The organism is Loktanella salsilacus, from assembly GCF_024206795.1.
GTDB lineage: Bacteria > Pseudomonadota > Alphaproteobacteria > Rhodobacterales > Rhodobacteraceae > Loktanella > Loktanella salsilacus.
Window position 1 is genome coordinate 353,545 of sequence record NZ_CP072995.1, and the last position, 13,538, is coordinate 367,082.

Consider the following 13,538-nt stretch of genomic DNA (forward strand, 5'->3'; position numbering starts at 1 on the left):
TCTTTTCAGGTGTCATCATGAGCAGAGGTCCAAAAAAATTTCGTTAACAGAAGGTTAAGGTTGACGGATGGCAAGGGCGCTCAATACTAAAAGCCATATTCATAACGGCTCTGTTTTTTCTGTAGCCAAACATTTTTATTTTATCATTGGCTGTCGTGAGACGCCTACTTCTAAGTATTAATTCATATCTGCGAATGCTCTAGCGCCTATTTAGGCGGATAGAAATTGCGCAGCTTCGGGAGAACTCACATGAGGAATACCGGCGAGAAATCTGCTTTTACAGCGGGCAGCACGCGCATTGGAATCGCAGGGTCGATTAAAAATACTAGCGAAACCAACGATGAAGCAAAACGCGACCGCGTTGACATTCTGATACTGGATAACAGCTCTGGTATGTGTGCCGTGCTCGCCCGTCATCTATCAGAGCTTTTCAAACTGCGCTGCATTTCGTGCGCGCACGGCGATTCGCCAATCTTAGAGACTTTGGCGAGGTACCAACCAAAAATACTTATCTTGGACCCCGCAGAGCTAACTCTTAGCCCTCAGCACGACTTGCAGGACTTCAGGCGAAGCGTACGAATCATCTCGGCCCGGACAATGCTTTTTGGATATACGGCCAGGATGGACGATGCCGTATTGCGCGGCGTTATCGGCGCACAATTTGTTGGCTGTGTCGGCAAGCAGTCGGACCTCCAGCAGTTGGAAATTGGATTGATGGCTGTCCAATCAGGCGGCATGTATTTCGATCCTGGGTATGGAAACCTGCTTCATGAGGTCGTCGCGCAAGATAGCTTGGGTAGCAACGATTTGCTAAGCAAGCGGGAGCGCGCGGTTATTATTTTGACCGCCAAAGGGCAGCCCGCAAAGCAGATTGCGCAGGAATTGCAAATCAGCGCAAAGACAGTCGAAACCTACAAAGGCAGGGCGCTGAACAAGCTGGGTCTAAGCAACCGTGCAGAACTGCTCGATCATGCACTTTCACAAGGCTGGCTCGCCTAAATCCATCTGCATTGTTATAAAATTTTGGCGCTGCAGCGAATAGCTTCAGCGCCGCTTTTTAATTTTTAAACGCCTGTAATAAAAAACAAAATACGGCCAATAGTAATTTACCTTACACGTGTAAGGATGTTTCCGACTACCTGTTTTTTCTGCAGCGCGGCACGCTGACCTCAGAAGTTCAAATATTGAAACGAGAGGGATTATCATGGCGCGCATTAGCATATTTGGTATTGGCTACGTCGGGGTCGTTGCGGCCGCTTGTCTTGCACAAGACGGGCATGACGTAATCGCCGTCGATGTGGATCAGGGCAAGATTGACGCGATTAACGCCGCGAAGTCTCCGATCGTCGAAAAGGGGCTTGGCCCTCTTGTCAAAAAGGTCGTCGAGGCAGGCAAACTTTGTGCAACATCAGACGTTGAATGGGCCATCAACAACACCGAGGCGTCGTTCGTCTGCGTTGGCACCCCCTCTGCCGAAGACGGCTCAGTCGGGCTCGTCTATGTAACGTCCGTGTGCGAAGCCATCGGCGCGGCGCTGGCCAAAAAAGACGCTTTCCATTCGGTGATCATCCGATCGACAATTGTACCGGGTTCTTGCGAAGGCACCTGCATTCCGACGCTCGAGGCGGCGTCAGGCAAGGTCGCGGGCCAAGGCTTCGGCGTTGGTTACTACCCCGAGTTCCTGCGGGAATCGACGGCCATCGAAGACTACTATGATCCCGGTCTGATTGTTTTCGGATCGATGGACCGCCCCACCGAATCCATTCTGACAGAACTGAATGTATCGTTGGATTGCAAAATCCATTCGGTGGATTTGCGGACCGCCGAGATGGTAAAGTACACGTCAAACACATGGCGCGCGGTCAAGGTGACCTTTGCCAACGAAATCGGCAACATTGCAAAGTCCTGCGGACTTGATGGTCAAACAGTGATGGAAATCCTGTGTTCTGACCTAAAGGTTAACATATCGCCTTACTTTATGCGCCCCGGATTTGCGTTTGGCGGTTCCTGCCTGCCCAAAGATGTCCGCGCCCTGCGTCACCTTGCCAAGGAAAATGGCGTCGAGGCACAGGTTCTAAACGCAGTGCTAGAGGCAAATTCAGCGCAGATCACGCGTGCAGAGACGATGGTCGAACACTCTCAGGCGCGCAAGGTCGGCATGATCGGTGTCAGCTTTAAGCCCGGCACCGACGACATGCGGGAAAGCCCACTCGCCGAGTTGGCCGGTCGGCTTATCAGCTCCGGTATCGGTGTAGAGATTTACGATCCATTCGTGTTCGAGGCTTATTCGGAAGCGAACTCTACCGCTGGCCGCGGCAACGATGCTGTTCCCGATTTGCAGAGCCGTCTGGTTGGTGACCTCGACACGCTGATCGCAAGTTCCGATGCGATCATTGTCGGAAACATCTACAAGGAAACCCTGCCCGAACTGAACGAAGCTGCGCTGACCACCCCGATCATCGACCTTGCCCGGCTGGACCGGACAAAGGTGTCCGGCGGCAGCTACGCCGGCATCTGCTGGTAAGGGGCCGGTCACGTGCTGGGACATCTCGCCTACCTTTCGACGATCATCATTTTGGCATCCATGGCATCGTCAAACATGCTTGGTCAGGCCAAAGAGGCGGCAATGGTGGTCGGTGCTCTTGGCCTGTGGCGCTATAGCTGGGCGGCGATCAACTACACGCGCGCCATCTGGTTTCGGCGCGTCGCCCACCCGCGGCGGCGCGCCCGTGCGGAACAGCGGTTCGCCAAAGCAGGCACACCGTCGCGCGCGTTCTTTCTTGTGACGTCATACAAGATCGAACCCGAGGTCACGATGCCGGTCTACCGATCGGTATTTGAGGCCGCTGAAATCGCACGGGACGGCGCAACGATCGTGGCCTCTGTTGTTGATGGGTCAGACGAAAGGCTCATTCGCCAGCTTTTCGCAGCCAGCCGCATTTGCAATCCAGACGCGGATGTCGAACTGATCCTAGACCGCATTCCCGGCACCGGGAAACGGGACGCCCTTGCCCGAAGCCTTCAGTTGATAGCGCGGCAGGCCCCGACGGCGCATGATATTGTCATCTTCGTCGATGGTGACAGCTGCGTACCTCAGGATTTGGTGGCACGGGCCGCGCCAGTCTTTACCGATCCCAAGGTTGGCGCTTTGACGACTGATGAAGCTGTAGACATCCCCAAGCCAGGCTTGTTTCGTGACTGGTTCAGCCTTCGCTTTGACCAACGGCAGGTCATGATGTGCTCTATGGGGCTGTCCAAAAGAGTTCTCACTCTGACAGGGCGCATGTCCGTCTTTCGGGCCAGCCTGGCGACGGACCCCGACTTTATATCTATGGTCCAATCCGATTTCATCGAGCACTGGCGCCTTGGCAGGGTCAACTTTCTAACAGGCGACGACAAATCGACATGGTTTTGGTTGATGCGTGAGGGCTACCAGATGATTTACCTGCCCGACGTGCAGTCATTGTCCGCCGAAACGCAGCCCAAGCCAGGGTTTTTCGACAGCGCTTCAGTGCTCATGGTGCGCTGGTTCGGAAATATGATGCGGACCAACGGCCGCGCGCTGCAACTGCCGCCATCGCGCATCGGCTATTTCACTTGGTGGTCAATCCTTGATCAGCGCGTGTCGATCTGGACGACTCTCTCTGGTCCAATCCTCGCCTTGACCGCTGCCCTGATCTTCGACCTGTCCGTTTTGCCCGCCTACATCGCATGGGTCATGCTGACGCGCTACTTCTTCGTCTGGGCGATCACACTATTTCGCGGTCGTGCAGGGTTTCCAATCACTTACCCCTTCCTGCTCTATTTCGGTCAATTGTTTGGCGCATTGGTTAAAAGCTACGTTTGTTTCCGGCTCGACCGCCAGCGTTGGACGCGTCAATCCAGCAGCAGCGGCCCCCGCCCTAGTTTTGCGCAGCGCGTAAGTGCCGCCGGTTCGTTGCACATGCACGCCCTCACAATTGGTTGGCTGACACTTGGGCTATTCTGGTTCGCCGGGATGTTCTGATCCGCCCCTATTCGTCAAAGATCCGATCTTTTTCTTAAAACCCAATTACGCCCCATTTTTCAAAAGGAGCATCACGATGTCCGACGCTCAGACCAACGTTCCAGAGCTGCCGCCAAATTTTGCATACGAAGGCGAACATCCTCAAGTCCGTCTTCCGTTCGCGATCATCCTAGAAGGGCGCAAATTAAAGGGCGAAAGCCTGTCAGTGACCCGCGCTGTTGCGACCGGCCTTGTGAATCCAAACCTTGATGGTCACCAAGTCATAGCAACCCTACGGTTTGACCTTGAAGGGTTCACAGTCAGCTTTCCGGTGGATGTTGTCGTCGGCGTGGCCGACCGTTCCGAGGACGCCGAGGTCATTTTCGTTTTTGCGAACCCGACCGGGCAGCACCTTCCTGCCATGCGCTATCTTCTGAACAGCTTTATCGCTGGTGACGTCGTGTCGATCGCTGGGATGCTATCCTACACCGGCCCGATAAAGATGAAGGCCGCCAGTACAGAGGGGCAGCCCGGCGCTATCCAACGGCTCGGCCGCATTGGGCGCAAGGCAGTTGTTCTGGCCCTGACCGCTGGTCTGGTATTTCTGGCCGCCGGAGTAATCAGCGAACGCGTCATTTACGCGTACGAGCCGCGTCCGGTTCAGGTCGTCCAAAAAGGGCAGCTTTTGCGCGCGACAGCGGCCGGCCAAATTTCATATGTGGACGCTCAAGCTGCCGAAGGCGACGTCGTCTACTCGATCCTAGCTAATTCCGGCGATCTATTAAGCGTCCGAATGCCTTGCGACTGCGATGTCACGCCAAGCGACGCTTTTGTCATCGGCGCCACCGTCCTGCCGGGCGCAGCGCTTGTTCAGCTGACGACCGATGACACCCGCGTCACCGCCACTACGGAAATTACATTCGAGGGCACCGCGCGTCTTCTTAATGGCGATCACGCGGAACTGGTCCTGACGGATGGGCGCGTGGTCCCCGTCACACTTGAATTGTTACCGGTCGAAAATGCCAACTCTGACATGCAGCCGGTAACAGTCGTCCTTCCTGAAGACATTTCAGTCGCACCAGGAACCCCCGCGCGCCTGCGGTTTCAGCGTCAGCTGCTGCCGGACCAATTTCAACTTTAGCAAACACCGACACGCATTAAGCACGGAACCACATTTAAGACCGCCTGAATTTTCAAGTGATCCTTCACCTAAACCTCCCGCGTCTTGATGGCGCCGATATTTGGAGATCGAGATGTCTAAGATCGTCCCAGTCATTCTTTGCGGAGGCAGCGGAACGCGCCTCTGGCCCATGTCCCGCAGCCAAAGCCCAAAGCAATTTCACCCCGTTGACGGACCCGGTTCGCTCAGCTTCTTTCAAACAACAGTTCAACGGCACCGCTCTGGAATATACGACGCGCCGATCGTCGTCACATCCGTCACCCATCTGACAACCGTGCGCCGCCAGCTTGCAGAATTGCAGTGTTCTGCAACGATCATCGCAGAACCCGTGGCCCGCAACACAGGCCCAGCCGTTTTGGCTGCAGCGTTAAAAATCGCACAAACTGATTCAAAATCGTTGATGCTTGTCCTGCCGTCCGACCACGTCATTTCTGGTGATATGGACGGCGTGATTTCTGGGCCGGTGCAGGCAGCCCACGACGGCCGCATCGTTCTTTTCGGCATTACCCCCACCTACCCCGAAACGGGTTATGGATATATCGTCGATGGCGGCGCTTTTGCGACCCATCCGGGCCTTCGGCGGGTTGCACACTTTGTCGAAAAACCACCCCTCAAACAGGCGACTGCGTTGGTCGCAACGGGCGATGCCTTTTGGGCATCAGGCATTTCGCTGTTCGCTGCCGAAACGATTATCAGTGAAATGCGCCGATGTGATCGCAAGACCTATGACGCCGTCGTGACATCCTGCGAAAAAGGGGAAAAGCGCACCGGAGAGCTGCATTTGAACACGGACGCATTGCGCCGTGCCCGCAGCGAGCCCACCGAGCGCATCGTCTTCGAGAACTCTGAACGCGTCGTCCTATGTCCCGCATATTTGGTCTGGAATGACGTCGGATCATGGACCTCGATCCACGGTATCGGCAGACCTGACGCCCAAGGAAACGTCTTTCATGGGGATGTCATCGCGACAGATACCGAAGGCGCACTTGTCCACTCGCAAGATCGCCTTGTCGCGCTCGTCGGTGTTCCTGGCGTCATCGTCATCGACACACCTGACGCCCTTCTGGTGACGCAGCGCGGCCGGTGCCAAGATGTCAAAAAAATTGTCGAAACCTTGCGCAAAGAGGAACGCGTCGAGGCAAGCCGCCACCGGCGCCGCGAACATGCGTGGGGTCAGTCGAGCAATTTGATGCGGTCCGGTGCCTTCGACATGTCCATTCTTCGCCTGTACGCCGGAAACACGCTGGAAATCGACCCGCTTCCGGGCCGCCGCCTGATCATGGTGGAAGGCAACGTCGACATGTTCGATGGATTGCAGCGGCGCAAACTGTCGCCCGGCGAACACGCCACATTGGACACTCAGGTGCTTAGCAGAGTGACAAACTTCAGCGACAAAACCGCTGAGGTTCTGCTGATGACGATGAATTCGTCAATCATGGCGGGCCCAGCCAAGTCCTTTGCCCAGGTACCGACACATGTCTCGTGATTTGCGGTCTTCATCGGCATTTAGGGCTAGTCTGTTACTGGCTTCGGCTTGCTTGGCCCCAAGCGGGATCTTGGCCGAACCCGTTGAGCAGATCCTGTCCCAAGCGCAGGCCGACTATGAAGATCACGCAATACAAGTTGCTGGCATTGTCTCGCCGGAACAAATGCTGGCGCGTGCGGGGCACGCGCTGACAGCACCCCCCCCGCAGGCATCAGCCCCTTCGGCAGAATTCGACTTAATCGACCTTCGATTTATTCTGATCGAAATGGCCCGCGCCACCGGGACAAACGACCAGCTGTCGGTCCTGCGCGCGCAACCGCAAGGGCGCCTCAAGGCTCTCTCAATCCAAAAAGGTGATGCAGACTTACCGACTGTCATCAAGACGGCCACCGATATGGGGTTCTATGGCGCGGATGGTTTGACCATTCCATTGGTCATTCAAGCCGGTGCCCGTTTGACGATCGCAGATACGCTCATGCTCGACCGCGCCAGCGGAGCTTTTTTGATTAATTTCGGCCGCATGGAAGTCATCGGCGGCAGCATTATTGGGACGGGGACGGAAAACGCGAACATCCCTGAATTTCGTCCCTTTTTCACCACGCTCGGCACCGGGAGCTTCGACGTTCGGGGCGCCGTCATCCAATCGTTAGGGTTTGGCAGCGCGCCAGCCTTTTCCGGATTTGCTGCAATCGAAGCGGGGCTGTATCGCCCCGAAGACGTGTCATCGATCCAAGACACGTTGCTGCGCGATGTTATGTCGACCCAATTCGACGGGCTGCAGTCGCCTAAGATTGTCGGTTCAATTTTTGACCATAGCAGTGGCAATGCCCTTGAACTACGCCAGACACAAACTGCACAGGTTTCGCAAAATCTGTTTATCAATTCCGGCGGCGATGCTTTGCGTATTACGCACGGTTCTGTCGGAACGCACGTCAACGACATTGAAATCTATGAAGCCGGATTAAACGGCATCCGCGTTAATATCTCTAGCCATGCGACCCGCCTAAATGACGTAACGATTTGGAATGCGGCTAAGATCGGTCTGTCCGTAGATCGGTCCGATTGCGTCGCAATTAGTCACGTGTCAGTCCTGTTCCCCGGTCAAAAAGGCGTTTCCCTGCGGCGCACACGCGCAACCCAATTGACGGACAGCAGCGTCCTGGGATCGCGCAACGCCGGCCTATTCGTAGCAGAACAGCCCGACGGGACAGTTCTGACACTTGCGCGAAACCGCATCGCCGGAAACCGCGTGGGCATTTCAACTGCAGCCCCTGCCGAAATCCATTTGGACGCCAATGACTTTTCCCAGCAGTTTCCGCGTTTCCTGAAAGGCGATCTATCAGGCAGCATCGCGACCCTCACTGCCAACCTTACAGGCTCCGCCCCGCTCGTTTTGCAAGCCGGCGGAACCGATCCGAACCTCGTGCCACCCATCACCTGCACCCAAGCAGAGGAGAGCTGAGACCATGGTTTTCTCGTCAGAGTCCTTTCTGTTTCTGTTTCTGCCTGTGTTTCTGGCGGCCTATTACCTGACGCCTTGGAAGGCGAAATCCTATACCATCCTCGTCGGGTCTTATATTTTCTACGCATGGTGGCGGGTCGACTTCTTGGGCTTGCTGTTCCTGACGACAGGGTTTGCTTACCTTGTCGGTCAACGCATCGCAGCAAACCGCGGCACCGCGCGCGGCAAAGCATGGTTGGCCTTAGGGGTCGCTGGATGCCTTGGTGTGCTTGGCGTTTTCAAATACCTCAACTTCTTCATCGACAGCTTTGCAGCGCTGGTCGGGACGGACGCTGCGGGTCTTGGGGTTCATTGGCGACTTCTGCTGCCAATCGGCATCTCATTTTACGTGTTTCAGGCGTTAAGCTTTTTGATTGATGTCTGGCGGGGCGATGCGCGTGCCGATGCGCGCTTTATAGATTTTGCAGCATTTATCGCCCTATTCCCGCAACTGATTGCAGGACCAATCCTGCGCTACAAGGATCTAGAGGACCAATTCAAAGAGCGTTCGCATTCACTAGAAATGTTCTCTGACGGGATGGCGCGGTTTCTGATCGGACTTGCGAAAAAGGTTTTGCTAGCCGACGCCGTCGCGCCACTGGCAAACTTGGCCTTCGACAATTCCGCGGATGTGGGGGTGACGCTCGCTTGGCTTGGCGCGATGGCCTACATGCTTCAGCTTTACTTCGACTTTTCCGGCTATTCCGATATGGCAATTGGCCTTGGCAAGATGATGGGCTTCACTTTCGCCGAAAACTTTCGCTACCCTTATATATCCAGATCAATCACCGAATTCTGGCGCCGCTGGCATATTTCCCTATCAAACTGGCTGCGCGATTACCTTTACATTTCGCTCGGCGGCAACCGCAAGGGAAGCGCCCGCACCTACCTGAACCTCATGCTTGTGATGGTGCTTGGCGGTTTGTGGCACGGTGCCAACTGGACCTTTGTTTTATGGGGCCTTTGGCATGGCGGATTTCTCGCGCTTGAACGTGCGACGGGATACGATCGCCGCGCCTCTGGATTGACCTGGTCGCTCCCTTGGACGCTGCTGTGTGTTCTGATTGGCTGGGTGATGTTCCGCGCCATCGACGTAGGGCAGGGTTTTGAAATTTATGCCGCGATGCTTGGCGCAAATGGATGGGCCGGCGATCAGGCGCTGTGGCTGGATGTCACCCGCGAAAGCGTTGCTCTGATGGTAATCGCCATCATTGTCGCCTGGGCAGAACCGCATATCGCGGGCTTTCTTGCAGATGCGCCTCAGGCAAGCCTGATGCAACGCGGCAGCGGGCCCGCGGCGATCAGCACGACGTCGCAATTGGCGCTGTCCTCTTTCGTTCTTGCCGTCGGAATGCTGACGGTCCTGAAGCTTGCCGAGCAGAACTTCTCACCCTTCCTCTATTTCCAATTCTGAGGTTAGACATGACACTTTCGCTTGCCCTGAAAGCCACAGTCCCCGCCGCCTTCTTTGGCTATGCCATTGCGGCCAACCTTACACTTTTCAATATGCCCGACACACCGATGCCGGTCCTTGAAGGCGTGTTCGACGGCAAGATCACACATGACATCGACACCCTTTATCGCGATAGCCTTCCACATAAGGTGCCAGCTGTCGGGCTGATCGGTGCCGCCCGCTATGTGCTGTTGGACGAAGGCCGACCCGGCGTTGTTGTCGGGCGGGGCGGCACGCTTTTCACGTCAGAAGAGTTCCGCGCCCCCGATCCATTGACGTATAAGAAGGCGTTGCTTGAAATTGCAGCGGTCGCCAATGATCTGCAGGCACAGGGCGTTGAGTTGCTGGTAGCCCCCCTGCCCGCCAAGGTCGATCTGTTGCGGGCGCAAAGCCCCGACGCGGACGAATCCCGCCGCCTCGAACTTTTCTACAGCGCATTTCTGCAGGATCTGAATGAACTTGGTATTCAGGCGATCGACACACGCCCTGCACTTTTGCCGCTGTCCCAGCCGTTTTTGATAACAGACACACACTGGACCCCAGAAGGGGCATCTGCCGTGGCCCAACTGATTGCCAGCAGCGAAACGCTGACAGGCGGGACCGAACAATTTTCGACCCAGACAGACGCGACGACGAAATTTGCGGGCGACTTAGTGACTTACGTCACATCCGACGCTCTTGCGCCGCGCATTGGCCTCGCGCCAGAGCAGGTGACGCCATACCGCGCCATAGTTCAGGCGACGGATGGCGGCGTCGTGGATATTTTTGGCAACAGCGCGGAAGGCTCTGAAAAGGTTGATCTTGTTGGCACGTCATACAGCGCAAATCCAAACTGGAGCTTTGCCGAAGCCTTGAAACTGGCGTTGCATCGGGACGTCATCAACTACGCCGAAGAGGGCAAAGGCCCATTTGCGCCGATGCAAAGTTACATGACCAAGCGCGACCCATTAGATGGCGCGGCGCAGGTGATCTGGGAAATCCCAGTGCGGTACCTGACCGATCCGGCCATGCTGACAACCGGGGCGGAGGATCGGGTATGAACGGTCGTCACTGTAGTGGATTGGGTGCCGTGGCCTTCGGCTTGGTTTTCCTGTCTGCCGCCCCCGCACTTTGCGAACCGGGCGCTCTGCTTACTGGCTTCACGGCTGTTGATCAGGATGCGCCGCAGGTTTCGGTTGTTATGGTAACGGGCATCACGCGGTCTGACCAATTGCCGCCGAGGCTTGTGCAAGCACGCAAGGCATTATCCGCCAACGTCGCCTTGCGGGATTCCACCCTGCGCGATCTTGCTGACCTGATGGATGGCAACGCCGCGTTTCAGTACGCCAAACGGCTGGATTTCGTGGCCAAACCAGGGCTGGCGGCACATGCAGCGCACTATTACGGGATCGCGGCCGCGACCGGCCGTGGCGGCGCGATTTATGGCTTCATCAAAGCATTAGACGCGCTTGACCCGGCGACGACCACGCCCGGACGGCTGGCTAACTTACGGAATATTCTTGTCACATATGCGAACGCAGGCAGTGCGCCAGCGTTAGAGGCGGTACTTCGCTACCACGCTCGAAACACCCCATTCACAGATATGCGCGCAGAGCTGGACCGGATCCTAGTTGAAACCGATGGGCCAGCTGCACATGCCGTGGCCCTGCAGCTGGCATCAGAAATATTACATTCAGATAGCCCGACGCCTGCCGAGCTACAAAAAGCCCGCCAATATCTTCTGCGCGCCGAAGACTCGGACAGCCTTCGCACACGGCTCATCTCGCAAAATTTGCTGCCACTCGTCGAAGCGCGGGTCGCGGCGCTGCGACCCGATCAAAGCTTTGCACTTCAAGTCAACACACTAGGGGAGATCACACCGTGAGACACCAGATGAGACTGACTTGCGCCACGATAGCAATGTGTAGCGTTTTCACAGCGACCAGCCTTCATGCACAAAGCGCGTTTGGCTGTTCTGGCCTTGAAGACAACCGAGAGCTTCCTGCGATTGAAGGAAAGCACGGCGTTTTCTATCGCATCAATACCGATATCAGGATGAATCATCCGTTTTCTGCAGCAATTGTTGATCACTTAGCTGAGTTGTCTCGCGCGCTGGAAAGTCGCGGAACAACGCTTGTCTTTGCGCCGATCCCAACAAAAAGCGTCTCGATGCCCGGCGACCTGTCTGAGCAGGCGCGTCTGTATGGGTTCGACCTGAATGTCGCGAGCGCCGTTCATGACGATGTGTTGGACCGCCTTACCGCTGCGGGCGTTCTGACCGTCGATATCCGGCAAGCGCTGCTAAAAGCAGAGCCGGGCAAATTGCCGTTTTTCAACTCTGATTTTCACTGGTCCGCCTATGGTGCCAACCTCGGTGCCGCTGCGATTGCTGATGTGATCAAGGCGCATCCGTTTTACGAAACGCTTCCTGTCACCCAGTTCACAACCGAACCGGTGGCCGAAGAGACGGCATTTTCCGGCATGCGGCGCGTTTTGCAGACACGTTGCACCGATACCTTGCCAGAGCCCATCACGATGACGTGGAACACCCAGCCTGTTGGCAATGACAGTGGCCTCGATATCGGGGTCGGCGACAGTGCTGACGCCGACCCCGATATTTTCGGGCAGACCGCCGATACTATTCCAATCGTGCTCGTGGGCACATCATTCTCTGACAGCCCCATCAACAATTTCCCGAACTGGATTGCACAGCATACCAGCCTAGAGGTCGTGAATTTTGCGATTACCGGGGGCAACCAGTACGGAGCGATTACGTCCTATATGACATCGGCTGAATTCCAAGAGGCGCCGCCGGCATTCTTGGTTTGGGAAAACCCAATCTACAACAATCTGGCGCAATACGGCGACCAACCCTTGCGCGAATTGATTGCGGCAGCCGCAAACAACTGCGCGGCAGAGCGTCCTGTTGCGATTGCAAAGGACCGCCTGTCAGTCACCGCAGATGTCAGCGGGCTGGACGCATCGGACACACTCTTCCTTGATACGGGTGGCAGTACGGCCCTCGAAGTGGATTACACCTTCGTCTCTGCCAACGGCGGCGAACGCCTTAAGGCACTGCGCCGCGGGGAACGCCTGCGCCGGACCGGTCGGTTTTATATGCCGATGACCGGACTTTGGCCCGATGGCGCGCAGCAGGTGCGCATTGATCTGTCCGCGCCCTTTGGCGCCGACGCGCGACTCTACGTCTGTCACCCGTTGCCACATCAAGAGGAAAAATCATGATGAGCTTTAGATCTGTATTCATGGCAATAGCCCTGCCCGCCGCGGCCGCCCTTATCGCAAGTGTGCCCGGTACCGCACGATCAGCCGACGATGCGCTTTATGAGGATGTCTACGATCCTAATTCTAGCTTTATTCGCGTGCTTGCGCCCGCCGAAGCCTTTGCAACAATCGACGGCAAAACGGTACGGGATTTTCACGCCGGCCTGTCCGACTATGTCAACGTGATGCCGGGCACAGTGGCCGTTATGCTGTCTGGGCAGAGCATCGAAATCCCTGTCGCGCCGTCCAAACACTATACGATCGTCAGCCTAAACGGCACCGATCCAGACGTCATCGAGGACATGCTCGCCTTGAGCCCCGCAAAAGCAGATGTCAGTGTTTACAACCTCACCGAAGTCTCGGGCATCGACTTGTATGTGCCGCTGGCCAACGCCGTTGCGATCGAAAGCGTTGATGCAGCGCATACGAAATCCGTCGCGCTTAAGGCACCTTTGACGCTCGATTTCGACCTGCGCAGTGGCGAAGAGGAACTCGCAAACGTCGATGCGGTCGATTTGAAACGCAAAGGGGGTGTCACAATCGTTCTAAGCGAAGAAGGCGGTAGTTTCTCAGCATCAGCCGTCCCCAACACGTATTTTAAATAAAGCTAAAAATTCGGGAGCCGCAGCCATGATCTGTCATTATGTTAAAAGACTAACTCTATCTGTTCCC

At 56.1% G+C, this 13,538-nt stretch carries 11 protein-coding genes; all 11 read left to right on the plus strand.

The window, feature by feature from the left end; all coding sequences use genetic code 11:
- The first annotated feature begins 249 nt into the window (after nucleotides 1–249).
- Nucleotides 250–999: a response regulator transcription factor gene (locus tag KBW81_RS18035; RefSeq protein ID WP_254249149.1), complete on the plus strand. Its 750-nt coding sequence runs from the start codon at nucleotides 250–252 to the stop codon at nucleotides 997–999.
- 205 nt (nucleotides 1,000–1,204) lie between these two features.
- Complete coding sequence (locus KBW81_RS18040) at nucleotides 1,205–2,524, plus strand: nucleotide sugar dehydrogenase (RefSeq protein ID WP_254249150.1); 1,320 nt, start codon at nucleotides 1,205–1,207, stop codon at nucleotides 2,522–2,524.
- Nucleotides 2,525–2,536: 12 nt separating this feature from the next.
- Entirely contained in the window at nucleotides 2,537–4,006 is a 1,470-nt protein-coding gene (locus KBW81_RS18045; protein WP_254249151.1) for a glycosyltransferase, read from the plus strand.
- Nucleotides 4,007–4,082: 76 nt separating this feature from the next.
- Complete coding sequence (locus tag KBW81_RS18050; RefSeq protein ID WP_254249152.1) at nucleotides 4,083–5,126, plus strand: hypothetical protein; 1,044 nt, start codon at nucleotides 4,083–4,085, stop codon at nucleotides 5,124–5,126.
- 169 nt (nucleotides 5,127–5,295) lie between these two features.
- Nucleotides 5,296–6,651, plus strand: coding sequence for a mannose-1-phosphate guanylyltransferase (locus KBW81_RS18055; protein ID WP_254249153.1), 1,356 nt, complete (start codon nucleotides 5,296–5,298; stop codon nucleotides 6,649–6,651).
- Nucleotides 6,641–8,113: a right-handed parallel beta-helix repeat-containing protein gene (locus KBW81_RS18060; protein ID WP_254249154.1), complete on the plus strand. Its 1,473-nt coding sequence runs from the start codon at nucleotides 6,641–6,643 to the stop codon at nucleotides 8,111–8,113. The genes KBW81_RS18055 and KBW81_RS18060 overlap by 11 nt, the downstream gene beginning before the upstream one ends.
- A gap of 4 nt (nucleotides 8,114–8,117) precedes the next feature.
- On the plus strand, nucleotides 8,118–9,566 hold the full coding sequence (locus tag KBW81_RS18065; protein WP_254249155.1) for an MBOAT family O-acyltransferase: 1,449 nt from the start codon (nucleotides 8,118–8,120) through the stop codon (nucleotides 9,564–9,566).
- 8 nt (nucleotides 9,567–9,574) lie between these two features.
- Nucleotides 9,575–10,645, plus strand: a complete 1,071-nt coding sequence (locus tag KBW81_RS18070; protein WP_254249156.1) for an alginate O-acetyltransferase AlgX-related protein — start codon at nucleotides 9,575–9,577, stop codon at nucleotides 10,643–10,645.
- The gene (locus KBW81_RS18075; RefSeq protein WP_254249157.1) at nucleotides 10,642–11,469 is read left to right on the plus strand and encodes a hypothetical protein; all 828 of its coding nucleotides are present in this window, start codon (nucleotides 10,642–10,644) and stop codon (nucleotides 11,467–11,469) included. Before KBW81_RS18070 ends, KBW81_RS18075 begins: the two co-directional genes overlap by 4 nt.
- Nucleotides 11,470–11,639: 170 nt before the next feature.
- Nucleotides 11,640–12,827: an alginate O-acetyltransferase AlgX-related protein gene (locus KBW81_RS18080; RefSeq protein WP_254249158.1), complete on the plus strand. Its 1,188-nt coding sequence runs from the start codon at nucleotides 11,640–11,642 to the stop codon at nucleotides 12,825–12,827.
- Nucleotides 12,824–13,471 carry an alginate O-acetyltransferase AlgF gene (locus KBW81_RS18085; RefSeq protein ID WP_254249159.1) on the plus strand — a complete coding sequence of 216 codons (648 nt, stop codon included), beginning with the start codon at nucleotides 12,824–12,826 and terminating at the stop codon, nucleotides 13,469–13,471. Before KBW81_RS18080 ends, KBW81_RS18085 begins: the two co-directional genes overlap by 4 nt.
- Nucleotides 13,472–13,538: the final 67 nt, after the last annotated feature.

What these genes read in the sequence shown, in the direction of transcription:
- KBW81_RS18035 (WP_254249149.1), top strand. Translation starts at nt 250, where the DNA reads ATGAGGAATACCGGCGAGAAATCTGCTTTTACAGCGGGCAGCACGCGC.
- KBW81_RS18040 (WP_254249150.1), top strand. Translation starts at nt 1,205, where the DNA reads ATGGCGCGCATTAGCATATTTGGTATTGGCTACGTCGGGGTCGTTGCG.
- KBW81_RS18050 (WP_254249152.1), top strand. Translation starts at nt 4,083, where the DNA reads ATGTCCGACGCTCAGACCAACGTTCCAGAGCTGCCGCCAAATTTTGCA.
- KBW81_RS18055 (WP_254249153.1), top strand. Translation starts at nt 5,296, where the DNA reads ATGTCCCGCAGCCAAAGCCCAAAGCAATTTCACCCCGTTGACGGACCC.
- KBW81_RS18060 (WP_254249154.1), top strand. Translation starts at nt 6,641, where the DNA reads ATGTCTCGTGATTTGCGGTCTTCATCGGCATTTAGGGCTAGTCTGTTA.
- KBW81_RS18065 (WP_254249155.1), top strand. Translation starts at nt 8,118, where the DNA reads ATGGTTTTCTCGTCAGAGTCCTTTCTGTTTCTGTTTCTGCCTGTGTTT.
- KBW81_RS18070 (WP_254249156.1), top strand. Translation starts at nt 9,575, where the DNA reads ATGACACTTTCGCTTGCCCTGAAAGCCACAGTCCCCGCCGCCTTCTTT.
- KBW81_RS18075 (WP_254249157.1), top strand. Translation starts at nt 10,642, where the DNA reads ATGAACGGTCGTCACTGTAGTGGATTGGGTGCCGTGGCCTTCGGCTTG.
- KBW81_RS18080 (WP_254249158.1), top strand. Translation starts at nt 11,640, where the DNA reads ATGAATCATCCGTTTTCTGCAGCAATTGTTGATCACTTAGCTGAGTTG.
- KBW81_RS18085 (WP_254249159.1), top strand. Translation starts at nt 12,824, where the DNA reads ATGATGAGCTTTAGATCTGTATTCATGGCAATAGCCCTGCCCGCCGCG.